The following is a 25,329-nucleotide window of genomic DNA, read 5'->3' on the forward strand; positions in this document are numbered from 1 at the left end:
GCCGCTCGTCGACCAGGCACCGCGGACGGACGCGAGGCGGAGCCCCCGCAGGCCTGTCGCGTGCAACAACGTCCCGGCACAGAGAAAGCCCCGTACACACCATGGCGACACCACCCGGCCCCCGCGCCGGCTCACCCGTCCGCGTCCCGTGCCCAGGAGGGGCGGACGGCGACCCGCCCACCCGCCCGGTGCCGGCGTACCACCCACCGGCCGACGCCGCGAGCGCCCCCGGCGGCCCCGGCGCCCTCGAGATATCCGGCGGCGAACCCGGCCCCGCCCCCCGCGGCGGGAAGCCCCGCCTGCCGAAACAGCCGCCGCAGAAGAAGAGGCGGCGGCCCCGCCGCCTCCCCCTGCGCTACCTGCTGCCGTCCCTGATCCTCGTCGCCCTGTCGGCGATGCTGATGCTCCGCGGGTACGTGAACAGCGAGATCCTCGCCGACCACCGCGTCCGCCCGCCCGGGGCCACCGGCGACGTGCCGCAGGACATCCTGTCGGGCGGCCCCGTCGTGGACACCCGCGACGGCCGCATCGGCACGCTGCGGGTGCCCGACCGCCGACTGGTGCTGACCTTCGACGACGGCCCGGACCCCGAGTGGACCCCGAAGGTCCTCGACGTGCTCAAGAAGCACGACGCCCACGCCGTCTTCTTCGTCACCGGCACGATGGCCTCCCGGCACCCCGACCTCGTCGCCCGCATGGTGGCCGAGGGCCACGAGATCGGCGTGCACACCTTCAACCACCCCGACCTCTCCTACCAGAGCCCCGAACGCATCGACTGGGAGCTGTCGCAGACCCAGACCGCGCTGGCCGGCGCCGCCGGCATCCGCACCTCGCTGTTCCGACCGCCGTACTCGTCGTTCGCCGACGCCATGGACGACAACAGCTGGCCGGTGACCCGGCACATCGGGGAACGCGGCTACCTGACCGTCCTCAACAACACCGACAGCGAGGACTGGAAGCGCCCCGGCGTCGACGAGATCGTCCGCCGGGCCACCCCGCAGCAGGGGGCGGGAGCCATCGTGCTGATGCACGACTCGGGCGGCGACCGCAGCCAGACGGTGGCCGCGCTGGACCGGATGCTCCCCGCGCTCGAGCGCGAGGGCTACGCGTTCCACAACCTCTCCGAGGCGCTGGACGGGCCGAGCGCCCACACCCGGGTCCTCGGCGCCGAGCTGTGGAAGGGCAAGGCATGGGTGTGGCTGGTGCAGGCCTCCGAGTCGGTCACCACCGTGCTGGTGGCCGGCCTGGTGGTGATCGGCGCCCTGGTCATCGGCCGGTTCGCGCTGATGCTGCTGCTGTCCGCGCTGCACGTCCGCCGGGTGCGCCGACGCGGCGGCCGGTGGGGCGAGCGGCCGGTGACCGAACCGGTGACGGTGCTGGTCCCGGCGTACAACGAGGCCAAGTGCATCGAGAACACGGTCCGTTCGCTGATGGAGAGCGAGCACCCCGTCGAGGTGCTCGTCATCGACGACGGCTCCTGCGACGGCACCGCCGACATCGTGGAGGCGATGGACCTGCCGGACGTCCGGGTGGTCCGGCAGGCCAACGCCGGCAAGCCCGCCGCGCTCAACCGCGGCATCGCGCACGCGAGCCACGACATCATCGTGATGATGGACGGCGACACCGTCTTCGAGGCGGCCACCGTGCGCGAGCTGGTCCAGCCGTTCGCCGACCCGGGTGTCGGGGCGGTGGCCGGCAACGCCAAGGTCGGCAACCGGGACTCGCTGATCGGGGCCTGGCAGCACATCGAGTACGTGATGGGGTTCAACCTGGACCGCCGCATGTACGACGTGCTGCGCTGCATGCCGACCATCCCCGGCGCGGTCGGGGCGTTCCGGCGCACCGCGCTGGAGCGGGTCGGCGGGATGAGCGAGGACACCCTCGCCGAGGACACCGACATCACCATGGCGATCCACCGCGACGGCTGGCGGGTCGTGTACGCGGAGAACGCGCGGGCGTGGACCGAGGCGCCCGAGTCGGTGCAGCAGCTGTGGTCGCAGCGCTACCGGTGGTCGTACGGGACCATGCAGGCCATCTGGAAGCACCGCGGCGCGATCCTCGACAAGGGTTCCTCCGGGCGGTTCGGCAGGGTCGGGCTGCCGCTGGTGTCGCTCTTCATGGTGCTGGCGCCGCTGCTGGCCCCGCTCTTCGACGTGTTCCTGGTCTACGGGCTCGTGTTCGGCCCGACCGGGGCGACGGTCGGCGCCTGGCTGGGCGTGCTGGGCGTCCAGGCGGTCTGCGCGGCCTACGCGTTCCGGCTGGACAAGGAACCCGTGCGGCACCTGGTCTCGCTGCCGCTGCAGCAGATCCTCTACCGGCAGCTGATGTACGTGGTCCTGCTGCAGTCCTGGATCACGGCGCTGACCGGCGGACGTCTGCGGTGGCAGAAGCTGCGCCGGACCGGCGCGGTCGAGGCGGCGCCCACGGCCGGCACGGGCGCACGGGGGGCGGCGGCATGAGCACCGGGACGACGGACGCCACGCCGTTCGAGGCGCCCCCCGCGGACAGCGGGACCGGGCCGTCCGGCGGCGCCCCGCGCGGCGGGGGCCGGGACCGCTACCTCGACCTGCTGCGGGCCCTGGCACTGCTGCGGGTGATGGTCTACCACGTCTTCGGGTGGGCCTGGCTGACGGTCCTGTTCCCCTCCATGGGCGTGATGTTCGCCCTGGCCGGCGCGCTGACCGCGCGGTCCCTGCAGCGGCCGGGCGGCTCGGCGCGCACGGTCGTCGGGTCACGCGTGCGCCGCCTGCTGCCGCCGCTGTGGGCCTTCTCCGCGGTCCTGCTCGGCGTGCTGTTCCTCGGCTTCGGCTGGCGCCCCGAGGGGGCGTGGGGCTGGGCCGGGATGCTCGACTACCTGGTGCCGGTGGGCGCCCCGCCCTACCCGGAGCAGGTGGGCTCGGAGTCCGGGCTGCTGGACGCGACCTGGGTGATGGAGGGCGCCGGCCCGCTCTGGTACCTCCGCGCCTACCTGTGGTTCGTGGTGGCCTCCCCGCTCCTGCTGCGGCTCTTCCGCCGCGCCCCCTGGCCCACGCTGCTCGCGCCGCTCGCCCTGACCGGCGTGTTCGGCACGGGACTCGTCGCGATCCCCGGCGAAACCGGGGAGGCGGTCAAGGACTTCTGCGTCTACGGCGGTTGCTGGATCCTCGGCTTCGCCCACGAGAACGGGGCACTCGCCCGGGTGCCGCGGTACGTCAGCGTCTCCGCCGCCTCCACGCTGATGGCCCTCGGCCTGTGGTGGGCCTCCGGGCACCAGGGCGAGGACCGCTGGGACCTCAACGACATCGCACCGGCGCAGGCGCTGTGGTCGTTCGGCTTCGTGGTGGTCCTGCTGGTGTACGCGCCGGTGTGGACGGAACTGCCCGGGCGGCTGCGGCGCTGGGACGGCCTGGTCACCCTCGCCAACAACCGCGCGGTCACTGTGTACCTCTGGCACAACCTGCTGATCACCCTGACCTTCCCCCTGCTCGGCCTGCTCGGGGTGGGCGACGCGTGGTCGCTGCCGGGGTCCTTCCTCCTGCTGCTGCCGCTGCTGGCCCTCACCGTCCTCGCCTTCGGCTGGGTCGAGGACGTCGCGGCGGGCCGCCGGGTCCGCCCCTGGCCGACGGGGCGGACCCGGCGCCGCTCGGCCGTGCCCTGAGGACCCGGCGCCCGGGAGGTCCGCGGCCCTCGCCCGCCCGCGGACCTCTCAGGCGTCGCGCCCGCGAGGTGAGTGCAACGTTCCACCGCGGTCACCGGCACGCGCCGGGGACCGAAACGCGCGCTGCCTAGCGTCGGTGACGTCAGTCGGTGAGCCACCGTGGAGGCGTCATGCGCACAGCCCCCGTCGCGGACAAGAGGTCCGGCAGCAAGAGGTCCGGTCGCTGGATCGAGCACTGGGACCCGGAGGACGAGACGTTCTGGAAGGAGAAGGGCGAGCGGGTCGCCCGGCGGAACCTCGCCTTCTCCGTGCTCTCCGAGCACATCGGGTTCTCCGTCTGGACGCTCTGGTCCGTGCTGGTCCTCTTCATGGGCCCGGAGTACGGCCTGACCCCGGCCGACAAGTTCCTGCTGACCTCGATGGTCACCCTGGTCGGTGCGGTCGTCCGGGTGCCGTACACCTTCGCGGTCGCCGTCTTCGGCGGGCGGAACTGGACGGTGATCTCCGCGAGCATGCTGCTGATCCCCACCGTCGCCGCCTTCACGGTGATGGAGCCGGGAACCTCCTTCTCCACCTTCCTCCTGGTCGGCCTGCTGGCCGGCGTCGGCGGCGGCAACTTCGCCTCCAGCATGACCAACATCAACGCCTTCTTCCCGCTCCGCAGGAAGGGCTGGGCGCTCGGCCTCAACGCGGGCGGCGGCAACATCGGCGTGCCGGTGATCCAGCTGGCCGCGCTCGCCGTCATCGGCGCGGGCGGCGGCCCCCGCCTGCTGCTGGGCGTCTACATCCCGCTGATCCTGGTCGCCGCGGCCCTCTCCTGGAGGTACATGGACAACATCGCCTCGGTCCGCAACGACACCGGCGCGGCCCTCGACGCGGCCAGGGACGGCCACACCTGGATCATGGCGGTCCTCTACATCGGCACCTTCGGCTCGTTCATCGGGTACAGCTTCGCCTTCGGCATGGTGCTGCAGACCCAGTTCGGCAGGACTCCGCTGGAGGCCGCCGGAGTGACCTTCATCGGCCCGCTGCTCGGCTCGCTGATCCGGCCCGTCGGCGGCCGGCTCGCCGACCGGTTCGGCGGGGCGCGCATCACCCTGTGGAACTTCGCCGCCATGGCCGCCGCCACCGTGGTCCTCGTGCTGGCCGGCCGGGCCGGCTCGCTCACCCCGTTCACCTGCGCCTTCGTGGTGCTGTTCGTGCTGACGGGACTGGGCAACGGATCGACGTTCAAGATGATCCCGGGCATCTTCCACCGCAAGGCGCTGGCCCGCGGGCTGCGCGGCGAGGCCGCGGACGCCTACGGCCGGCGGCTCTCCGGCGCCTCCATGGGACTGATCGGCGCGGTCGGCGCGCTCGGCGGCGTGGGCATCAACCTGGCGTTCCGCCAGTCGTTCATGACCTCCGGCTCGGGCACCGGAGCGTTCCTCGCCTTCCTCGCGGTCTACGCGGTGTGCATCCTCGTCACCTGGGCGGTATACCTTCGGCGTCCGGCCGCCTCCGCCCGGACGGAGGCCGGCACCCAGGTGGACGGCGAGGCGAAGCCGCAGCTCAGCTACGCCGAGGTGTGACGTAACGGCGCCGAAATGAGGAAGATCCGAGCCTGTCACGCACCGTTGACAGGCTCGGATCCGTGCGCGGCCCGTCGGCGGCGCCACGGGGACTCGACAGCGGGACGAGAGCGGGACGAGAGCCGGATGGAAGACCAGGAACAGCAGCAGCCCGAGGGCGCCCACGGCCCGCTGGCCGGCTTCACCGTCGGCGTGACGGCGGCCCGCCGCGCCGAGGAGCTCGGCGCGCTCCTCCAGCGCCGCGGGGCGAACGTGGTCCACGCCCCCGCCCTGCGCATCGTGCCGCTCTCCGACGACGGCGAACTCCTCGCGGCCACCAAGGAACTGCTGCGCCGCGCCCCCGACCTGGTGGTCGCCACCACCGCCATCGGCTTCCGCGGCTGGGTGGAGGCCGCCGAGGGCTGGGGCCTGGGCGGCGACCTGCTGGAGGTCCTCGGCACCGTCCGCATCCTGGCCCGCGGACCCAAGGTCAAGGGCGCCGTGCGGGCCGCCGGGCTCACCGAGGAGTGGTCGCCCGCCTCGGAGTCGATGGCCGAGGTCCTCGACCGGCTGCTGACCGAGGGCGTCGAGGGGCGCCGCGTCGGCATCCAGCTGCACGGCGAACCGCTGCCCGGCTTCGTCGAGGCGCTGCGGGAGGCCGGGGCCGAGGTGGTCGGGGTGCCCGTCTACCGGTGGATGCCGCCGGAGGACCTCGGCCCCGTCGACCGGCTGCTCGACGCCGCGCTGGCCCGCACCCTGGACGCCGTCACCTTCACCAGCGCGCCCGCCGCCGCGTCCCTGCTCGCCCGGGCCGAGGCGCGCGGGCAGCTCCCCGCCCTGCTCGAGGCGTTCGCCCACGACGTGCTGCCGGCATGCGTCGGCCCGGTCACCGCGCTGCCGCTGCACGCCCACGGCGTCGACACCGTCCAGCCCGAGCGGTTCCGGCTCGGCCCGCTGGTCCAGCTGCTGTGCCAGGACCTCCCGGCCCGCGCCCGCGTCCTGCCGCTCGCCGGGCACCGCGTCGAGATCCGCGGCCACGCCGTCCTGGTCGACGGCGAGCTGCGGCCCGTCCCCCCGGCCGGCATGGCGCTGCTGCGCGCGCTCTCCCGCCGCCCCGGCTGGGTGGTCTCCCGCGCGGACCTGCTGCGCGCGCTGCCGGGAGCGGGCCGCGACGAGCACGCCGTGGAGACCGCGATGGCCCGGCTGCGCACCGCCCTGGGCGCCCCCAAGCTCATCCAGACCGTCGTCAAGCGCGGCTACCGTCTCGCCCTGGACCCCGCGGCGGACACCAAGTACGCGAATTGATCCAGGTCGCGTACTGTTGACGGCCGCCAGTACGCATGAATGGGGACACCGGTGGCCGCTCAGGCACAAAAGGGGAACGCGGTCGACACGGCTCGCAGCACGACCAGCGAGAGTGACGGCGACGCGGCGGGGGACTCCGCCAGAGAACGCGAGATCGCCCTCGAGCAGGAACATCTCGACCGCGTGTACGTCCGCCTCGAGGAGAAGATCTCCGAGGCGGAGTTCCTCATGCGGGACGCCGCCCGCAAGGGGCACGTCGGCACGCCCGGCGCGCTCGCCGAGCGCGACGCACAGGTCTTCCGGGCCGGTGTCCACCTCAACCGGCTCAACAACGAGTACGAGGACTTCCTCTTCGGCCGCATCGACATGCTGCTGGGCAAGGACGGCAAGAAGGGCCCCGACGGCGCCTACACCTCCGTCGAGCCCGCCGACGAGGCGATCCGCGAGGACGACACCGCGGACATCGCCGAGACCCTGCACATCGGGCGGATCGGCGTCCTCGACGAGGACTACGCGCCGCTGGTCATCGACTGGCGCGCCCCGGCCGCGGCCCCGTTCTACCGCGCCACCCCCGTCGACCCGGGCCGGGTGGTGCGCCGCCGCGTCATCCGCTCCCGCAACCGCAAGGTGCTCGGCGTCGAGGACGACCTGATGCGCCCGCAGATCACCGCGTACCTCGACGGCCGCGAGCTGGCCGTCATCGGCGACGGCGCGCTGATGGCCGCGCTGGGCCGCTCCCGCGGGCACACCATGCGCGACATCGTCTCCTCCATCCAGGCCGAGCAGGACCAGGTGATCCGGGCCCCCGCCGCCTCCGTCACCTACGTGGAGGGCGGACCCGGCACCGGCAAGACCGCCGTCGCCCTGCACCGCGCCGCCTACCTGCTCTACCAGGACCGGCGGCGCTACGCGGGCGGCATCCTGATCGTCTCCCCGACGCCGCTGCTGGTCGCCTACACCGAGGGCGTGCTGCCCTCGCTGGGCGAGGAGGGCCAGGTCGCCGTCCGCGCGATCGGCTCGCTCGTCGACGGCGTCGAGGCCACCGCGCACGACTCCCCGTCCACCGCCCGCGTCAAGGGCTCCTACCGGATGCTCAAGGTGCTGCGGAAGGCCGCCCGCGGCGCCCTCGAACTGGGCCCCGGCGGCAACGGCGGGACCCCGTGCCCCGAGCGGCTGCGGGTGGTCGCCTTCAACCGCCGCCTGGAGCTGGAGGCCGGCGAGCTGGAACAGATCCGCCGCACCGCCCTCGGCGGCACCGCCCCGGTCAACCTGCTGCGCCCGCGCGCCCGCAAGCTGCTGCTCGACGCGCTCTGGCAGAAGTCCGGCGCCGGCTCCCGGCACAGCGACCCGGAGCTCGCCGCCGAACTGCGCTCCTCCTTCGACGAGGACGTCACCACCGAGGACCCGTTCGTCGAGTTCCTCGACGCCTGGTGGCCCGAGCTCACCCCGCGCGCGGTGCTCACCGCCATGGCCGACGAGCGGCGCCTGGGCCGCTGGGCGCGCCGCGTCCTGACCCCCGGCGAGGTGCGCAAGGTCGCCAGGTCGCTGCGCCGCGACGGGCTGACGGTCCACGACATCGCCCTGCTCGACGAGCTGGAGGCGGTGCTCGGCACGCCCGTGCGCCCGCGCCGCAAGCGCGAGCTCGACCCGCTGGACCAGCTCACCGGCCTCGAGGAGCTGATGCCGCAGCGCGAGGAGACCCAGCGCGAGCGGGCCGAACGGCTCGCCAAGGAGCGGGTGGAGTACGCGCACGTCATCGTCGACGAGGCCCAGGACCTGACGCCGCTGCAGTGGCGGATGGTGGGGCGGCGCGGGCGGCACGCGACCTGGACGGTGGTCGGGGACCCGGCGCAGTCCTCCTGGTCCGACCCCGACGAGGCCGCCCAGGCCCGCGACGAGGCGCTGGGCACCCGGCCCCGGCGGCGGTTCACCCTCACCGTCAACTACCGCAACCCCTCCGAGATCGCGGAGCTGGCCGCCCGGGTGCTGGCGCTGGCCATGCCCGGCGCCGAGGCGCCCACCGCCGTCCGCTCCACCGGGGTCCGGCCGCGGTTCGCGGTGGCCGACGGCGGCTTCGGCCCCACCGTGCGGGCCGAGGCGGAGCGGCAGCTGGCGCTGGTCGACGGCACGGTGGGCGTGGTCGTGGCGATGAACCGCCGGGAGGAGGCCGCCCGTTGGCTGCAGGGCCTGGGGGACCGGGTGGTCGCTCTGGGCAGCCTGGAGGCCAAGGGCCTGGAGTACGACGCCACCGTGGTCGTCTCCCCGGCGGAGATCGCCGACGAGTCGCCGGCCGGCCTGCGCGTCCTGTACGTGGCCCTCACCCGCGCCACCCAGCAGCTCACGGTCGTCTCGGGGGAACGCGACGACCCCGACGCGGACGGCGTCCCGGACCTCCTGCGCGACTGACCGCCCGCGCCGGGCGCGCGCGGTCCCGGCGAACGGCAGGAGGCCCGGACCGCGAGCGCGGTCCGGGCCTCCTGGCGTGTGCGGGCGTCAGCTGCCGGAGCCCGCGCGGCGGTTGCGGATCACGATCGCGCCGCCGGCCGCCAGCAGCAGCGCCGCGGCGAAGGCGAGGCCGACCGTCGAACCGGCGCCGGTCTCGGCCAGGTCGCCCTCGACGGGCGCGGGCGAGGCGGTCGCCTGCTCCGTCGGCTGCCCGGTCGGGGCCTCGGTCGGCTGCCCGGTGGCGCCGCCCTCGGTGCCGCCGCCCGGCTGCTCGTCGCAGCCCGCGTCCTCGTCGCCGTCCGTCCCGGTGCCCGTGCACGGCGGCGTCTGGCAGTCCTGCCCGTCACCCGAGCCGCCCTGCTGCTCCTCGCACGGCTGCTCCTCCCCGGGGTTCTCCTGCCCAGGGTTCTCCTCGCCCGGGTTCTCCTCGCCCGGGTTCTCCTCACCCGGGTTCTCCTCGCCCGGCTGCTCCGGGGCGGAGGAGGCGGGGCAGGTGTGGGAGAGGTTGAAGTACTTCACGTCCGCGCCCTCGGTCTCGGCGACGGCCGCGACCAGCTTCGCGCCCGGCTCGGAGGCGGCGTAGGCGTGCTTGTCGCTCGGCGGGCCGAAGTCGGTGATCACCTGCTCGCCACCGCGCTCGAAGGTGACCGTCAGCTTGGTGAAGACGGTGTCGTTGCCCGGCAGCACGAAGTGCCAGCCGTCCTTGTCGGCGGGAACGGTCCTGCATTCGCCGTTCTCGAAGCCCTTGGCGGTGACCGGCAGGTCCTGGCGGATCTGCTCGGTGTGGTTCTCCGCACCGGTGGCAGCGGCGGGGACGGCCGCGCCGGCGAGCAGGAGGGTCGCCGCGAGGGGAAGCGCGGAGGCCCAACGGGGAAGTGAGCGGTGAGACATGGGGGCACCTCTGGCACAGAAGCGGAATGAGTGTGGCCGAGAGGGTGAGCTTCCTGTTCGCAAGTGATCACGGTCAAGCAGCGAAAGGATCAGTTGACGGCATTGTCCCGCTTTGGTCCGTGCAACGATTGGGTAACGGTGGGTTTACGGGCCGTCCGATGATCGTTCGCCCTCGCGGCAGAAAACCGCCGCGGGGGAATGGCGTGGCCGGAAGGGTTTGTTAGCCTGGAACGTGACACCGGCCCGATCCAAGCCCCCGGGCCCAACCTTCGTCGCTACGAGCGACCACTTGCCGCGAGGCGAGCATGGCGGGTCGGTGTCACCTCTCCACTTCAGGGAATCAGGGACCCATGTCACCCACGGGCGGCATGGGTCCTCGTCGTTCCCGGACGCGGCCTTTCCGGCGCCTTCCGGGTGAACTGTGACGAACCTCCCCCGACTAACGCCTACTCGTCGGTAGGTGCGACGATCGGACGGCAGATTCGATTCCGCCACCGCCCGCCGCCCGCCTCCGGCGACGACGCCCGGCCCCGCGGCGGCAGCGGCGGCCGCACCTGCGGCGAACAGCGACAACAGCAGTACACGCAGTACACGCGAAAGCAGAGGAACTCCGCCATGGCAACGGCGCCCAGCGTCTCCTACTCGATGACCATCCGGCTGGAGGTGCCCGCGAGCGGAACCGCCGTGTCGCAGCTCACCACCGCCGTGGAGTCCTCCGGAGGCTCGGTCACCGGCCTCGACGTCACCGCCTCGGGCCACGAGAAGCTCCGGATCGACGTCACGATCGCCGCCACCTCCACCGCGCACGCCGACGAGATCGTCGAGAACCTGCGCACCATCGAGGGCGTCACGCTGGGCAAGGTCTCCGACCGTACGTTCCTCATGCACCTCGGCGGCAAGATCGAGATGGCGTCGAAGCACCCCATTCGCAACCGTGACGACCTGTCCATGGTGTACACGCCGGGCGTGGCCCGGGTGTGCATGGCCATCGCGGAGAACCCCGAGGACGCCCGCCGTCTGACCATCAAGCGCAACGCGGTCGCCGTGGTCACCGACGGCTCGGCCGTGCTGGGCCTCGGCAACATCGGCCCCAAGGCCGCCCTGCCGGTGATGGAGGGCAAGGCCGCCCTCTTCAAGCGCTTCGCGGGCATCGACGCCTGGCCGATCTGCCTGGACACCCAGGACTCCGACGCCATCGTCGAGATCGTCAAGGCGATCGCCCCCGGCTTCGCCGGCATCAACCTGGAGGACATCTCCGCCCCGCGCTGCTTCGAGATCGAGGCCCGCCTGCGCGAGGCGCTGGACATCCCGGTCTTCCACGACGACCAGCACGGCACCGCCATCGTCGTGCTGGCGGCGCTCACCAACGCGCTGCGGGTGGTCGGCAAGTCCATCGGCGACGTCCGCGTCGTCATGTCCGGCGCCGGCGCGGCCGGCACCGCCATCCTGAAGCTGCTGCTGGCGGCCGGCGTGAAGAACGCCGTGGTCGCCGACATCCACGGCGTGGTGCACGCCGGCCGGCACGACCTGGTCGACGCCGAGCCCGGCTCGGCCCTGCGCTGGATCGCCGACAACACCAACCCGGAGAACCTGACCGGCACCCTCAAGGAGGCCGTGCGCGGCGCGGACGTCTTCATCGGCGTCTCCGCCCCGAACGTCCTTGACGGCGCCGACGTGGCCGCGATGGCCGACGACGCGGTCGTCTTCGCGCTCGCGAACCCGGACCCGGAGGTCGACCCGGCGGTGGCCCGGCAGACCGCCGCGGTGGTCGCCACCGGCCGCTCCGACTTCCCGAACCAGATCAACAACGTGCTGGTCTTCCCCGGCGTCTTCCGCGGCCTGCTGGACGCGCAGTCCCGCACGGTCGACACCGGCATGATGCTGGCCGCCGCGACGGCGCTGGCCGACGTCGTCACCGAGGACGAGCTCAACGCGAACTACATCGTCCCGAGCGTCTTCAACGACAAGGTCGCCGGAGCGGTCGCCGGGGCGGTCCGCCGCGCCGCCGAGTCCGTCCAGGGCTGACCCGCCCGGGTCCCGCCGCGCCCTGCCGCGCCCGTCCGGCGGGGCGGGGCGGGCGCTGTCGGAGGCAGGACGTAACGTGAGGGGACATCGCGGCCGGAGCTGCCGCGTGCGGTGGCCACGCCACGCGTACGTGTGACTCCCCGCCGTGTTCGTCGGTGCCGGATTGGCTTTAGCGCCGCAGGTGGGGGCAGGATGCCTCTCTGGGCGCGAGGGTCCGACCATGGACCCGGGTGCATGGGGCTCTCCGGTGACCCTGGCAGCATCGGCTTCGCTGTGCCCGACATGCGGCCTGGCCGCGTGGCCCGCCTCAACGGCAAGAAGAAACACGGGAGTAAGAACATGAACCGCAGTGAGCTGGTGGCCGCGCTGGCCGACCGCGCCGAGGTGACCCGCAAGGACGCCGACGCCGTTCTGGCCGCGTTCGCCGAGGTTGTCGGCGACATCGTCGCCAAGGGCGACGAGAAGGTCACGATCCCCGGCTTCCTGACCTTCGAGCGCACCCACCGTGCCGCTCGCACCGCCCGCAACCCGCAGACCGGTGAGCCGATCCAGATTCCGGCCGGCTACAGCGTGAAGGTCTCCGCGGGCAGCAAGCTGAAGGAAGCCGCCAAGGGCAAGTGACCCGGCCGGCTCAGGCAGCGTGAAGGGCGGCCACCCCCGAGGGGGTGGCCGCCCTTCTGCGTGTGCGCAGGACCCCTGGGGGCCCGCCGGCTCAGCCGAGGGGCTTGCCGGGGAGCTCCACCTTGGCGCCCAGGGCGACGAGCTTGTCCATGAAGTTCTCGTAGCCGCGGTTGATCAGCTCGATGCCGTGGACCTTGGAGGTGCCCTCCGCGGCCAGCGCGGCGATCAGGTACGAGAACCCGCCCCGCAGGTCGGGGATCACCAGGTCGGCGCCCTGCAGCCGCGTCGGGCCCGAGACCACCGCGGAGTGCAGGAAGTTGCGCTGCCCGAACCGGCAGTGCGAGCCGCCCAGGCACTCGCGGTAGAGCTGGATGTGCGCGCCCATCTGGTTCAGGGCGGAGGTGAAGCCCAGACGGGACTCGTACACCGTCTCGTGGATGATCGACAGGCCCGTGGCCTGCGTCAGGGCGACCACCAGGGGCTGCTGCCAGTCGGTCTGGAAACCGGGGTGGACGTCCGTCTCGAGCGCGATCGACTTCAGCTCGCCGCCGGGGTGCCAGAAGCGGATGCCCTCGTCGTCGATCTCGAAGGCGCCGCCGACCTTCCGGTAGGTGTTGAGGAAGGTCATCATCGACCGCTGCTGCGCGCCGCGGACGTAGATGTTGCCGCGCGTGGCGAGCGCCGCCGAGGCCCAGGAGGCCGCTTCCAGACGGTCCGGCAGGGCGCGGTGGGTGTAGCCGCCCAGCTCGTCGACACCGGTGATCCGGATGGTCCGGTCGGTGTCCATCGCGATGATCGCGCCCATCTTCTGCAGCACGCAGATGAGGTCCTCGATCTCCGGCTCGACCGCCGCGTTGGAGAGCTCGGTCACGCCCTCGGCCAGCACGGCCGTCAGCAGCACCTGCTCGGTGGCGCCCACCGACGGGTAGGGCAGCCGGATCTTGGTGCCGCGCAGCCGCTGCGGGGCCTCCAGGTACTGGCCGTCGGCCCGCTTCTCGATGCGCGCGCCGAACTGCCGCAGCACCTCGAAGTGGAAGTCGATCGGCCGGCCGCCGATGTCGCAGCCGCCCAGGCCCGGGATGAACGCGTGGCCCAGGCGGTGCAGCAGGGGGCCGCACAGCAGGATCGGGATGCGGGAGGAGCCGGCGTGCGCGTCGATGTCGGCGACGTTCGCGCTCTCCACGTGGGACGGGTCCATGACCAGCTCGCCCGGCTCCTCGCCGGGACGGACCGTCACGCCGTGCAGCTGCAGCAGGCCCCGCACGACGCGGACGTCGCGGATGTCGGGGACGTTGCGCAGCCGGCTCGGGCCGGACCCGAGGAGGGCGGCGACCATGGCCTTCGGCACGAGGTTCTTCGCACCGCGGACACGGATCTCGCCCTCCAGCGGGGTGCCGCCATGGACAAGGAGTACGTCGTCAGAGCCGTTGACGGTCATGAATCTCGCGTTCCGATCGGATGGGCAGGGGGCCGGAAGGCCGTTTCTGGGGCGCGTCCGGAGAGCTAGCGTAATGGCCGTCCGCCGCGTTGACGGAAGTCACGGGCCCGGGAGCCCGCCCCGGCCCCCCGCCGGACGATCGGCCGCCGTCACACGGGTGAACGGTGGGGAACGGGGCGCGCACACGGCGTCACCGCGACGCGTCGTTCACCCTGGTACCCCCTGCGGAGCTTCCCAGGCCGGCCGGATGCGCCATCATGGCGGGCATGACCGAGGTGTCCTCGCTCACAGGCCGGCTGCTCGTCGCGACGCCCGCGCTGGCGGACCCCCACTTCGCGCGCGCCGTGGTGCTCCTGCTCGACCACGACGGCCAGGGCTCGCTGGGCGTGGTGCTCAACCGGCCGACGCCCCTCGGGGTGGCCGACGTCCTGGACGACTGGGCGCGGTACGCGGGGGAGCCGCCGGTCGTCTTCCAGGGCGGGCCGGTCCAGCTCGACTCCGCGCTGGGCGTCGCCGTGGTCCCCGGCGGCGAGGGCCCGCCGGGCTGGCGGCGGGTGCACGGCGCCATCGGCCTGGTCGACCTGGAGACGCCGCCCGAGGTGCTGGGCGCGGCGCTCGGCTCGCTGCGGATCTTCGCCGGGTACGCCGGGTGGGGCCCGGGGCAGCTGGAGGACGAACTGACCGAGGGCGCCTGGTACGTGGTCGAGTCCGAGCCGGGGGACGTCTCCGCGCCCGCCCCCGAGCGGCTGTGGCGCGACGTGCTGCGCCGCCAGCGGGGCGAGCTGGCGATGATCGCCACGTACCCGGACGACCCCTCGCTCAACTGACCGCCCCGGGCCCGCCCGCGGGCGGCGTCCGGCCCTGCCGCCACCGGCTCCCGTCCCGGTACTCTTGGCACCCATGAGCACTCTCGAGCCCGAGCGCGGCACCGGCACCGGCACGCTGGTCGAACCGACCCCGAAGACGTCGCACGGCGACGGCGACCACGAGCGCTTCGCCCACTACGTCCAGAAGGACAAGATCATGGCGAGCGCGCTGGACGGCACGCCCGTCGTGGCGCTCTGCGGCAAGGTCTGGGTACCGGGGCGCGACCCGAAGAAGTACCCGGTGTGCCCCATGTGCAAGGAGATCTACGAGTCCATGGGCGCCGGCGGCGACGACCAGGGCGGCAAGGGCGGCGGCAAGGGCGGCAAGTAGCCGGATCCCGTCGCGTCGGCCCCGCCGCATGACCACCGCCGGCCTCGTGCCGCTCCCCGTGACCGCCGGTCTCCCCGGCGGTCACGGCTGTGTGCTGGAGCAGGACACCACCCTGTGGGCGGCGCCCGGCACCGAGCACGTCGCCCACTGGCTGCGCTCCGTCCTGGGCGCCGTGTACGCGCTGCCCCTGCCGCCCGGACCCGCCGGCCGCGGCGTGCGCCTGCTGCTCGACGACGCCCTCGCGCCCGAGGCGTACCGGCTGCGGGCCGGCGCGGACACCGGCGTGGAGATCACCGGCGGCTCCCCGGCCGGCGTGTTCTGGGGCGCCCAGACGCTGCGCCAGCTGCTCGGGCCCGACGCCTTCCGCCGCGCCCCCGTGCACCCGGGCCGGGCCGCCGAGGTGCCGGCCGTGCGGATCGAGGACGCCCCCCGCTTCCGCTGGCGCGGGCTCCTGCTCGACGTGGCCCGGCACTTCATGCCCAAGGACGGCGTGCTGCGGATCGTCGACCTGATGGCCACCCACAAGCTGAACGTCCTGCACCTGCACCTCACCGACGACCAGGGCTGGCGGATCCAGATCCACCGCCACCCCCGGCTCACCGAGGCCGGCGCCTGGCGTCCGCGCACCAAGCTGGGCCACCGCGCCTCCCCGCTGTGGGACGAGCGCCCGCACGGCGGCTTCTACACCCAGGACGACCTGCGGGAGATCGTCGCCTACGCGGCGGCGCGGCACGTGAGCGTCGTGCCCGAGATCGACCTGCCCGGCCACTCGCAGGCCGCCATCGCCGCCTACCCCGAGCTGGGCAACACGGACGTGGTCGACACCGCCGCCCTCGGGGTGTGGGACACCTGGGGCATCAGCCCGAACGTCCTCGCCCCCACCGAACGGGTGCTGCGCTTCTACGAGGAGGTGCTGGAGGAGGTCCTGGAGATCTTCCCGTCGCCCTTCGTGCACCTCGGCGGCGACGAGTGCCCCAAGGAGCAGTGGCGCGCCTCCGCGGTGGCGCAGGCGCGGATCCGCGAGCTGGGCGTCGGCGACGAGGACGGCCTGCAGGCGTGGTTCATGGGCCACTTCGCGCGGTGGCTGGCCGCGCGGGGCCGGCGGATGACCGGCTGGGACGAGATCCTCGACGGCGGCCGCCCGCTGCCGCCCGGAGTCGTCGTGTCGTCCTGGCGGGGCTACGAGGGCGGTCTCGCGGCGGCCCGGGCCGGCCACGACGTGGTCGTCTGCCCCGAGCAGCACGTGTACCTCGACCACCGCCAGGCGCCGGGTGACGACGAACCGGTGCCGCTCGGGTTCGTCCGTACGGTGGAGGACGTCCACGCCTTCGACCCGGCGCCCGGCGAACTCGCCGCGTACCCGGAGCGGATCCTGGGGGCGCAGGCCAACCTGTGGACCGAGGTCGTCGAGGACGGCCGGCGGGCCGACTACCAGCTGTTCCCGCGGCTCGCGGCCTTCGCCGAGGTCGTCTGGTCCGCCGACCGGCCCGACTTCCCCGCGCGGCTCGCCGCCCACCTGCCCCGCCTGGCCGCCTTCGGCGTCGAACACCGCCCCGCCGCGGGCCCCCACCCCTGGCAGCGCCGGCCGGGCCTGGCCGGACGCCCCCTGCCGGGGCCGTGACCCGCCGCCCCACGGGCTGAACCCGCGCACCGCGCGCCCGCCGCCGCTTCCTCCCCCCGGGCGGCATGCCCGGCAAAGGAGCGGGGGGTGGCGACAGGTGGGCACGGGGATGTGCCAGAGTTGCCACGTCCGCCCTGTCAGCACGTACCGTACGGCCATACGCCGTGGAACAGGCACAAGGCGGTTCCAGGCCGGGGGAAGCGGGAAGGGGCAAGCCGGTTTGACCACGCACACACCGCACGCGCCGCAGGCGGTCACCCTGCCCGCGTCGCTGGACGAGGCCGTGGACGCGCTCGCCGCCACGCCCACCGCCGTCCCCGTCGCCGGCGGCACCGACCTGATGGCCGCGGTCAACTCCGGCCGCCTGCGTCCCTCCGCCCTCGTCGGCCTCGGGCGCATCGCCGAGATCCGCGGCTGGCAGTACCAGGACGGCCACGCGCTGCTCGGCGCCGGCCTCACCCACGCCCGCATGGGACGCCCCGACTTCGCCGCGCTGATCCCCGGCCTGGCCGCCGCCGCCCGCACGGCCGGACCGCCGCAGATCCGCAACGCCGGCACCCTCGGCGGCAACATCGCCTCCGCCGCGCCCACCGGCGACGCGCTGCCGGTGCTGGCCGCGCTGGAGGCCACGGTGATCGTCGCCGGCCCCGGCGGCGCCCGCCGCGAGGTGCCCGTCTCCCACCTGCTGGCCGGCGTGGAGATGCTCCGCGGCGGCGAACTGATCGGCTACGTCCGGGTCCCGCTGCTGCACGCCCCGCAGGTGTTCCTCAAGGCGACCGGGCGCACCGGCCCCGGCCGGGCCACCGCCTCCGTCGCCCTGGTCCTCGACCCGGCGCGCCGCTCGGTGCGCTGCGCGGTCGGGGCCGTCGCCCCGATGCCGCTGCGCCCGCTGGAGGCCGAGCAGTGGATCGCCGGCCTCATCGACTGGGACGACAACCGGGCCCTGGTCCCGGACGCCGTCACCGCCTTCGGCGACTACGTGGCAGCTGCCTGCATCCCCGACCCGGCACCCGCCGAGGACGGCTCCGTGCAGCAGCTGCCGCCCGCCGTCCTGCACCTGCGGCGCACCGTCGCCGCGCTGGCCCGGCGAGCACTGGGGAGGGCTCTGTCGTGACCGACGACCAGCACGAGGGGAACGGGGCCCAGAGCGGCCCGAGCCGCTGGGACCCGCTGCCCCAGGGCGAGTACGACGACGGCGCCACCGCCTTCGTGCAGCTGCCCGAGGGCGGCATCGACGCGCTGCTCGCCGCCCCCGGCCAGGGCTTCGTGCCGCCGCGCATAACGGCCGTCCCGCACGCCGCGGACACCGCCGACCCGGCCGCGCCGACGCCGCCCGCCGCCTGGCACCAGCCGGACGCCGCCGCGCCGCACCAGGCCGCCGCGGCGCCGCAGAGCCAGGAGATCCCCGCCCAGTGGTCCGACGCCGCGGGCTACCCGGACGCCGGCCACCAGTGGGGGCAGACCGAGAAGCCCTACGACACCGGCGCGTGGAACACCGCCCACGCCGCCGGCGCCTGGGAGTCCGACCACGCCCAGGCGTGGGTCCCGCCGCAGCACTCCGAGGACGCCTCGGAGCGGCTGCCGCAGGCCCCCGGGCACGAGGACGCCGGCGCCGCCCTGCCCGACGAGGTCCCCGGCGAGGCGCCCGGACCCGAGGGTCCCGAGGGCGGCGAGGACGCCGAGCCGGCCGGGGCCGTGGGCGTCGCCGAGCCCGTCCCGGCCGACGCGCCCGCCCAGGACACCGGCGCCGACGCCGAGCCGCCCCTGCACGCCCCGCTCCACGACGACCACCCCCTCGCCTCCTACGTGCTGCGCGTCAACGGCGTGGACCGCCCCGTCACCGACGCGTGGCTCGGCGAGTCGCTGCTCTACGTGCTGCGCGAGCGGCTCGGCCTGGCCGGCGCCAAGGACGGCTGCTCGCAGGGCGAGTGCGGCGCCTGCAACGTGCAGGTGGACGGCCGGCTGGTCGCCTCCTGCCTGGTGCCCGCCGTGACCACGGCCGGCAGCGAGGTGCGCACCGTCGAGGGACTGCCGGACGAGACCGGGCAGCCCTCCGACGTGCAGCGCGCGCTGGCCCGCTGCGGGGCCGTGCAGTGCGGGTTCTGCATCCCCGGCATGGCGATGACCGTGCACGACCTGCTCGAACGCAACCCCGCGCCGACCCGCCTGGACGCCCGCACCGCGCTCAGCGGCAACCTGTGCCGCTGCTCCGGCTACGGCGGCGTGCTGGACGCCGTGGAGGAGGTCGTGGCCGAGCGCCGCGCCCGGCAGGAGGCCGAGGAGACCGGTGAGGCGGGCGACGAGGCCCGTCACCACGACGGCGCGGCCGCCGCGCCCGCCGCCGTGTACGAGGACGCCGAGGACGGAGGCCACGCGTGAGCTACGACACCGTCGCCGTCGACGCCGACGGGGGAGCCCCCTTCCACGGCATCGGCGCGTCCGTGCCCCGTGACGACGTCGACGCCAAGACGGCCGGCACCTTCGCCTACGCCGCCGACCTGTGGGCCGAGGGCCTGCTGTGGGCCGCCGTGCTCCGCTCCCCGCACCCGCACGCGCGGATCCTGTCCGTCGACACCACGCACGCCCGCGAGATGCCCGGCGTGCACGCCGTGATCACCGCCGAGGACGTGCCCGGCGAGGCGCTGCACGGGCGGGGCAGGGGCGACCGCCCGGTCTTCGCCTCCGACGTCGTGCGCCACCACGGCGAGGCGATCGCCGCCGTCGCCGCCGACCACCCGGACACCGCGCGGATGGCCGCCGCCGCGGTGATCGTCGAGTACGAGCTCCTGGAACCGGTCACCGACCCCGAGCACGCCTTCGAGGCCGAGCCGCTGCACCCCGACGGCAACCTGCTGCGGCACATCCCGCTGCGCCGCGGCGACCCGGAGGCCACCGGGGAGATCGTCGTCGAGGGCACCTACCGGATCGGCCGTCAGGACCCCGCACCCATCGGTGCGGAGGCCGGTCTGGCCGTGCCGCGGCCGGACGGCGGCGTCGAGTTCTACGTCGGCTCCACCGACCCGCACGCCCACCGCGACGCGGCCGCCGCCTGCTTCGGCCTGGAGCCGGAGCGGGTCAGGGTCGTGGTCACCGGCGTGCCCGGCGCGGACGCCGACCGCGAGGACCCCGCCTTCCTGCTGCCGCTGGGCCTGCTCGCGCTGCGCACCGGCTGCCCGGTCAAGCTCGCGGCGAGCCGCGAGGACTCCTTCCTCGGCCACACCCACCGCCACCCGACGCTGCTGCGTTACCGGCACCACGCCGACGGGCAGGGGCGGCTGGTCAAGGTGGAGGCGCAGATCCTGCTGGACGGCGGCGCCTACGCGGACTCCTCCGCCGAGGCGCTGGCCGCCGCGGTCTCCTTCGCCTGCGGCCCGTACGTGGTGCCCAACGCGTTCGTCGAGGGCTGGGCGGTGCGCACCAACAACCCGCCGTCCGGGTACGTCCGCGGCGAGGGCGCGATGCAGGTGTGCGCCGCGTACGAGGCGCAGATGGACAAGGTGGCCCGCAAGCTGGGCGCCGACCCGGCCGAGGTGCGCGCCAGGAACGTGCTCGCCACCGGCGACGTGCTGCCCACCGGGCAGACCGTGACCTGCCCCGCGCCGGTCGCCGAGCTGCTGGCCGCGGTGCGGGAGGCGCCGATGCCGGAGCTGCCCAAGGACACCCCGGTCGAGGAGTGGCTGCTGCCGGGCGGCCCCGAGGGCCCCGGCGACCCGTCCGCGGTGCGGCGCGGGGTCGGCTACGGGCTCGGCATGGTGCACCTGCTGGGCGCGGAGGGCTCCGACGAGGTCGCCACCGCGACCGTGAAGATCAAGGACGGCGTGGGCACGGTGCTGTGCGCCGCGGTCGAGTACGGGCAGGGCTTCGCCACGCTGGCCCGGCAGATCGTGCAGGAGGTGCTGGGCCTGGAGGACGTGGTCGTCGCCCCCGTCGACACCGACCAGCCGCCGGCCGGCGCGGGCAGCCGGGGCCGCCACACCTGGGTCTCGGCGGGTGCCGTCGAGCGCGCCGCGAAGATGGTCCGCACCCAGCTGCTGCAGCCGCTGGCCGACACGTTCGGCATGTCCGCGGAGCTCCTGCAGATCGCCGAGGGGAAGATCACCTCCTACGACGGGCTGCTGTCGACCACGGTGGTCGAGGCGCTGGCGGGCAAGGAACTCTGGGCCACCGCCCAGTGCCGCCCCCACCCGACGGAGCCGCTGGACGCGGACGGGCAGGGCGACGCCTACGTCGGTCTTGCCTTCTGCGCGGTGCGGGCGGTCGTCGACGTGGACGTCGAGGTCGGCGCGGTGCGGGTGGTCGAGCTGGCGGTCGCGCAGGACGTGGGGCGGGTGCTGAACCCGGCGCAGGCGCGGGCCCGGATCGAGGCCGGCCTCACCCAGGGCGTGGGCATCGCCCTCACAGAGAACCTCCGCACCCAGCGGGGGCTGGTCCGCCACCCCGACCTCGGCGGGTACGCGCTGCCGACCGCGCTGGACGCGCCGGACGTCCGGCTGGTCCGGCTGGTCGAGGAACGGGACGTGGTCGCCCCGTTCGGCGCCAAGTCCGTCTCCACCGTCCCGGTGGTCACGGCCCCGGCGGCGATCGCCTCCGCCGTCCGCGCCGCCACCGGCCGCCTCGTCAACCGCCTCCCCATCCGCCCCCAGGCCGCCGTCGTCACGGGACAGTAGGGCCGGCGCCCTCCGGGGGCGGGGGGCTCACCCGGCCCCCTCACGGGGGGCGGACGCACCGCGCCCCGCCGGGCACGGGGCCGGGCGGGGCGCGAGCTGGTGGAGACCGCGGCGGGATTCGAACCCGCGTGCCTGGAGTTGCAGTCCAGTCCCTGAGCCACTCGGGCACGCGGTCCTGTGTGGCGACGGGTACGACGCTACGGCCCCCCGGGACGCGTCCTCAAGGCATCCGGCCCCGTGCAACACGACTGCCACACGGCGTTCATGAACCGCCGTCGCGGACGGCACGGCGGACGCGGGGGAGGTACAGGAGCCACTGTCGCCCGCGCCCCTTACAGTGGCGGCATGACCAGCCGTCCCCGCCCTCTCGGCCCGTCGCGCGGCAGCGGCGGCGACGCCGCCCAGGGCCCCGCCAAGGGCCGCCCCACGGAAGACGCCGGCGCCGCCCCGGACCCGCTCGACGCCCGGCCCGAGGAGTCGGTGCTCGGCCGCTCCCACCGCGCCCTCAGCATCGGCATCGTCTCCGTCGTCCTGCTGATCGCTTTCGAGGCGACCGCCGTCGGCACCGCGATGCCGGTCGCCGCGCGCGAGCTGGACGGCGTGGCGCTGTACGCCTTCGCGTTCTCCGCGTTCTTCACCACCAGCCTCTTCGGCATGGTGGTGTCCGGTCAGTGGGCCGACCGCCGCGGCCCGCTCGGCCCCGTGGCCCTCGGCATCGCCGCGTTCGGCGCGGGCCTGGTGGTGTCGGGGCTGGCCCGGACGATGTGGGTCTTCGTGCTCGGCCGCGCCGTGCAGGGCCTCGGCGGCGGCCTGGTGATCGTCGCGCTGTACGTGGTGATCCGCCGCGCCTACCCCGAGCGGCTGCGCCCCGCCATCATGGCGGCGTTCGCGGCGAGCTGGGTGGTCCCCTCGGTGGTCGGTCCGCTCGCCTCCGGCGCGGTCACCGAACACCTCGGCTGGCGCTACGTGTTCCTCGGCATCCCGGTGATCGTGCTGCTGCCGCTCGCGCTGGCGCTGCCGGAGATCCGCCGGCGCGCGTCGGGACCGGCCGGTGAGGAGACCACCGCGGACCCCCGCCGCATCCGCCTCGCCCTCGCCGTCTCCCTCGGCGCGGGCCTGTTCCAGTACGCGGCGCAGGACCTGCGGTGGATCTCCCTGCTGCCCGCCGCGCTGGGCGTGGCCCTGCTGGTACCGGCCGTGCGCGGACTGCTGCCGCCCGGCACCTGGCGTTCGGCGCGCGGCCTGCCCTCCGTGGTGCTGCTGCGGGGCGTGGCGTCCGGGGCGTTCATCGGCGCGGAGTCGTTCATCCCGCTGATGCTGGTCACCGAGCGGGGGCTGACGCCCACCTGGGCCGGGTACTCGCTGGCGGCCGGCGGCATCACCTGGGCCACCGGTTCCTGGGTACAGTCCCGGCCCCGCCTGCAGCCGCACCGCGAGCGGCTGGTGACCCTCGGCATGACGCTGGTCGTGCTCGCCATCGCCGGTGTGCCCGCCGTGCTGATCGACGCCGTGCCCGCCTGGACGGTGGCCGCGGTGTGGGCGGTCGGCTGCTTCGGCATGGGCCTGGTGATCGCCTCCACCAGCGTCCTGCTGCTGAAGCTGTCCCCGCCGCACGAGGCCGGCGTGAACTCCGCCGCCCTGCAGATCTCCGACGGTCTGGCCAACGCGCTGCTCCTCGCCGTGGCCGGCGCCGCCTTCGCCGCCCTCGGCGGCGGCTCCGTCGCCGCGCACGCCGCCTCGGCCTCCGGCGGCTCCCACCCGGCCGCGTTCGCCGTCGTCTTCGCCCTCGCCGCCCTGCTCGCCCTCGGCGGCATCCAGGTCACCCGCCGCCTGCGGACGGAGGGGTAGGCCGGGCAGGAGACGTGACAGGGATGATCCGCGCCCCGACATCGACGCGGGTGAACGCCTGGTCGTCGCGGTGTCGACCGGGCACATGGACGAGCTCAAGGACATCGCCCTGGCACTGGAGCACCTCAGGGACGAGGGCCCGGCCGCCGACGCGGTGTGAGGTCGGTCCCATCCGGGGTAGGCGCGGTGTGCTAGCGGCGGGGAGGCAGCCGCGCCGCCGATAAGGTTGCTCGGTCGTCCTCGCGTAACCGATCCCCTGAACCGGAGACCGTGACTACTTCCGCCGGATACAGCGTCCCCGCCCCTTCCCACCACCTGTCGCCCGCCTTCCCCGGCCGCGCCCCCTGGGGCACGGCGGGCAAGCTGCGCGCCTGGCAGCAGGGGGCTCTGCAGAAGTACATCGAGGAGCAGCCCCGCGACTTCCTCGCGGTGGCCACTCCCGGCGCGGGCAAGACGACCTTCGCGCTCACCCTCGCCTCCTGGCTGCTGCACCACCACGTGGTCCAGCAGGTCACCGTGGTGGCGCCCACCGAGCACCTGAAGAAGCAGTGGGCCGAGGCCGCCGCCCGGATAGGGATCAAGCTCGACCCCGAGTACAGCGCGGGCCCGCTGGGCCGCGAGTACCACGGCGTGGCCGTCACCTACGCCGGCGTCGGCGTGCGCCCCATGCTGCACCGCAACCGCGTCGAGCAGCGCAAGACCCTGGTGATCCTCGACGAGATCCACCACGCCGGCGACTCCAAGTCCTGGGGCGAGGCCTGCCTGGAGGCGTTCGAGCCGGCCACCCGCCGGCTCGCGCTGACCGGTACGCCCTTCCGGTCCGACACCAACCCCATCCCCTTCGTCACGTACGAGGAGGGCAACGACGGCATCCGCCGCTCCTCCGCCGACTACACCTACGGCTACGGGTCCGCCCTCGGCGACGGCGTCGTCCGTCCGGTGATCTTCCTGTCCTACAGCGGCAACATGCGCTGGCGGACCAAGGCCGGCGACGAGATCGAGGCGCGGCTCGGCGAGCCGATGACCAAGGACGCGGTCAGCCAGGCCTGGCGCACCGCGCTCGACCCCAAGGGCGAGTGGATGCCCGCCGTGCTGCGCGCCGCCGACCAGCGGCTCACCGAGGTCCGCAAGGGCATCCCCGACGCGGGCGCGCTGGTGATCGCCTCCGACCAGGAGTCGGCCCGCGCCTACGCCAAGCTGATCCGCGACATCACCGGCGAGAAGGCCACGCTGGTGCTGTCCGACGACAGCGGCGCCTCGCAGCGCATCGACGACTTCAGCGCGAGCGAGGAGAGGTGGATGGTCGCCGTCCGCATGGTGTCCGAGGGCGTCGACGTCCCGCGCCTGGCGGTCGGCGTGTACGCCACCACCATCTCCACTCCGCTGTTCTTCGCCCAGGCCGTGGGCCGCTTCGTGCGCTCCCGGCGCCGCGGCGAGACCGCGTCCGTCTTCCTGCCGACCGTGCCGGACCTGCTGACCTTCGCCAACGAGATGGAGAAGGAACGCGACCACGCCCTCGACCGGCCCAAGAAGCACGGCGAGGAGGACCCGTACGCGGAGTCCGAGAAGGAGATGGCCGAGGCCAACAAGGAGCAGGACGAGGACACCGGCGAGCAGGACATGCTGCCCTTCGAGGCGCTGGAGTCCGACGCGGTGTTCGACCGCGTGCTGTACGACGGGGCCGAGTTCGGGATGCAGGCGCACCCGGGCAGCGAGGAGGAGCAGGACTACCTCGGCATCCCCGGGCTGCTCGAGCCGGACCAGGTCCAGCTGCTCCTGCAGAAGCGGCAGCAGCGGCAGATCGCGCACAGCAAGCGCAAGCCGCCGGAGGAGGCGGACCTGCTGGAGCTGCCCGCGGACCGGCGGCCGGTGGTCAGCCACAAGGAGATGATGGAGCTGCGGCGGCAGCTCAACAACCTGGTCGGCGCCTACGTGCACCAGAGCGGGAAGCCGCACGGGGTGATCCACACGGAGCTGCGCCGGGTGTGCGGCGGGCCGCCGGCCGCGGAGGCCACGGCCGGTCAGCTCCACGCCCGCATCGCCAAGGTCCAGGAGTGGGCCACCCGCATGCGCTGACCGTGTTC

Annotated in this window: 16 protein-coding genes, 1 tRNA gene and 1 pseudogene; 15 read left to right on the top strand and 3 right to left on the bottom strand. The window is 74.2% G+C overall.

Going from position 1 to position 25,329, the window contains the following annotated elements; translation table 11 throughout:
- The first annotated feature begins 395 nt into the window (after positions 1–395).
- From Sfr03f_RS18695 to Sfr03f_RS18715, 5 genes are all read left to right on the top strand, one after another.
- Positions 396–2,459: a bifunctional polysaccharide deacetylase/glycosyltransferase family 2 protein gene (locus tag Sfr03f_RS18695; protein ID WP_108955465.1), complete on the top strand. Its 2,064-nt coding sequence runs from the start codon at positions 396–398 to the stop codon at positions 2,457–2,459.
- Entirely contained in the window at positions 2,456–3,637 is a 1,182-nt protein-coding gene (locus tag Sfr03f_RS18700) for an acyltransferase family protein (RefSeq protein WP_108955466.1), read from the top strand. The genes Sfr03f_RS18695 and Sfr03f_RS18700 overlap by 4 nt, the downstream gene beginning before the upstream one ends.
- Before the next feature lie 170 nt (positions 3,638–3,807).
- Complete coding sequence (locus Sfr03f_RS18705) at positions 3,808–5,208, top strand: nitrate/nitrite transporter (RefSeq protein WP_108955117.1); 1,401 nt, start codon at positions 3,808–3,810, stop codon at positions 5,206–5,208.
- A 126-nt stretch (positions 5,209–5,334) separates the two neighbouring features.
- Positions 5,335–6,492 carry a uroporphyrinogen-III synthase gene (locus tag Sfr03f_RS18710; RefSeq protein ID WP_108955118.1) on the top strand — a complete coding sequence of 386 codons (1,158 nt, stop codon included), beginning with the start codon at positions 5,335–5,337 and terminating at the stop codon, positions 6,490–6,492.
- Positions 6,493–6,543: 51 nt separating this feature from the next.
- The gene (locus Sfr03f_RS18715; protein WP_245967642.1) at positions 6,544–8,898 is read left to right on the top strand and encodes a HelD family protein; all 2,355 of its coding nucleotides are present in this window, start codon (positions 6,544–6,546) and stop codon (positions 8,896–8,898) included.
- 87 nt (positions 8,899–8,985) lie between these two features.
- Here the strand turns inward: Sfr03f_RS18715 and Sfr03f_RS30805 are convergent, their stop codons facing one another.
- Complete coding sequence (locus Sfr03f_RS30805) at positions 8,986–9,828, bottom strand: LAVTG motif-containing sortase-dependent surface protein (RefSeq protein WP_108955120.1); 843 nt, start codon at positions 9,826–9,828, stop codon at positions 8,986–8,988.
- Positions 9,829–10,443: 615 nt separating this feature from the next.
- On the opposite strand from Sfr03f_RS30805, the gene Sfr03f_RS18725 reads away from it, so the two are divergent.
- Both Sfr03f_RS18725 and Sfr03f_RS18730 read left to right on the top strand, forming a co-directional pair.
- Positions 10,444–11,853 carry an NAD-dependent malic enzyme gene (locus Sfr03f_RS18725; RefSeq protein WP_108955121.1) on the top strand — a complete coding sequence of 470 codons (1,410 nt, stop codon included), beginning with the start codon at positions 10,444–10,446 and terminating at the stop codon, positions 11,851–11,853.
- A 339-nt stretch (positions 11,854–12,192) separates the two neighbouring features.
- On the top strand, positions 12,193–12,474 hold the full coding sequence (locus Sfr03f_RS18730) for an HU family DNA-binding protein (RefSeq protein WP_108955122.1): 282 nt from the start codon (positions 12,193–12,195) through the stop codon (positions 12,472–12,474).
- A 91-nt stretch (positions 12,475–12,565) separates the two neighbouring features.
- On the opposite strand, the gene murA is transcribed toward Sfr03f_RS18730, so the two are convergent.
- Entirely contained in the window at positions 12,566–13,912 is a 1,347-nt protein-coding gene (murA, locus tag Sfr03f_RS18735) for a UDP-N-acetylglucosamine 1-carboxyvinyltransferase (protein WP_108955123.1), read from the bottom strand.
- Between the two features lie 266 nt (positions 13,913–14,178).
- Between murA and Sfr03f_RS18740 the strand changes: the two genes are divergently transcribed.
- The 6 genes and pseudogenes from Sfr03f_RS18740 to Sfr03f_RS18765 all read left to right on the top strand — a co-directional run bounded on the left by Sfr03f_RS18740 (position 14,179) and on the right by Sfr03f_RS18765 (position 21,397).
- Positions 14,179–14,739: a YqgE/AlgH family protein gene (locus Sfr03f_RS18740; RefSeq protein WP_170145113.1), complete on the top strand. Its 561-nt coding sequence runs from the start codon at positions 14,179–14,181 to the stop codon at positions 14,737–14,739.
- A gap of 73 nt (positions 14,740–14,812) precedes the next feature.
- A complete protein-coding gene (locus tag Sfr03f_RS18745; RefSeq protein ID WP_170145114.1) occupies positions 14,813–15,109 on the top strand; it encodes a DUF3039 domain-containing protein in 297 nt (98 codons plus the stop codon).
- A gap of 28 nt (positions 15,110–15,137) precedes the next feature.
- Entirely contained in the window at positions 15,138–16,730 is a 1,593-nt protein-coding gene (locus Sfr03f_RS18750) for a beta-N-acetylhexosaminidase (protein ID WP_108955126.1), read from the top strand.
- 220 nt (positions 16,731–16,950) lie between these two features.
- On the top strand, positions 16,951–17,844 hold the full coding sequence (locus tag Sfr03f_RS18755) for an FAD binding domain-containing protein (RefSeq protein WP_108955127.1): 894 nt from the start codon (positions 16,951–16,953) through the stop codon (positions 17,842–17,844).
- 452 nt (positions 17,845–18,296) lie between these two features.
- Positions 18,297–19,109, top strand: a pseudogene (locus Sfr03f_RS31810) ((2Fe-2S)-binding protein); the annotation flags it as partial.
- On the top strand, positions 19,106–21,397 hold the full coding sequence (locus tag Sfr03f_RS18765) for a xanthine dehydrogenase family protein molybdopterin-binding subunit (RefSeq protein ID WP_245967643.1): 2,292 nt from the start codon (positions 19,106–19,108) through the stop codon (positions 21,395–21,397). The pseudogene Sfr03f_RS31810 and the gene Sfr03f_RS18765, both read left to right, overlap by 4 nt.
- 100 nt (positions 21,398–21,497) lie before the next feature.
- On the opposite strand, the gene Sfr03f_RS18770 is transcribed toward Sfr03f_RS18765, so the two are convergent.
- A tRNA-Cys gene (locus Sfr03f_RS18770) sits at positions 21,498–21,572 on the bottom strand.
- Positions 21,573–21,742: 170 nt separating this feature from the next.
- On the opposite strand from Sfr03f_RS18770, the gene Sfr03f_RS18775 reads away from it, so the two are divergent.
- Together Sfr03f_RS18775 and Sfr03f_RS18780 are read left to right on the top strand one after the other, a co-directional pair.
- Positions 21,743–23,245 (top strand): MFS transporter, encoded by a 1,503-nt coding sequence (locus Sfr03f_RS18775; protein WP_108955129.1) that lies wholly within the window; start codon positions 21,743–21,745, stop codon positions 23,243–23,245.
- A gap of 270 nt (positions 23,246–23,515) precedes the next feature.
- Positions 23,516–25,321 carry a DEAD/DEAH box helicase gene (locus Sfr03f_RS18780; protein WP_108955130.1) on the top strand — a complete coding sequence of 602 codons (1,806 nt, stop codon included), beginning with the start codon at positions 23,516–23,518 and terminating at the stop codon, positions 25,319–25,321.
- Positions 25,322–25,329: the final 8 nt, after the last annotated feature.

The organism is Streptomyces fragilis (genome assembly GCF_003112515.1).
Lineage (GTDB): Bacteria > Actinomycetota > Actinomycetes > Streptomycetales > Streptomycetaceae > Streptomyces > Streptomyces fragilis.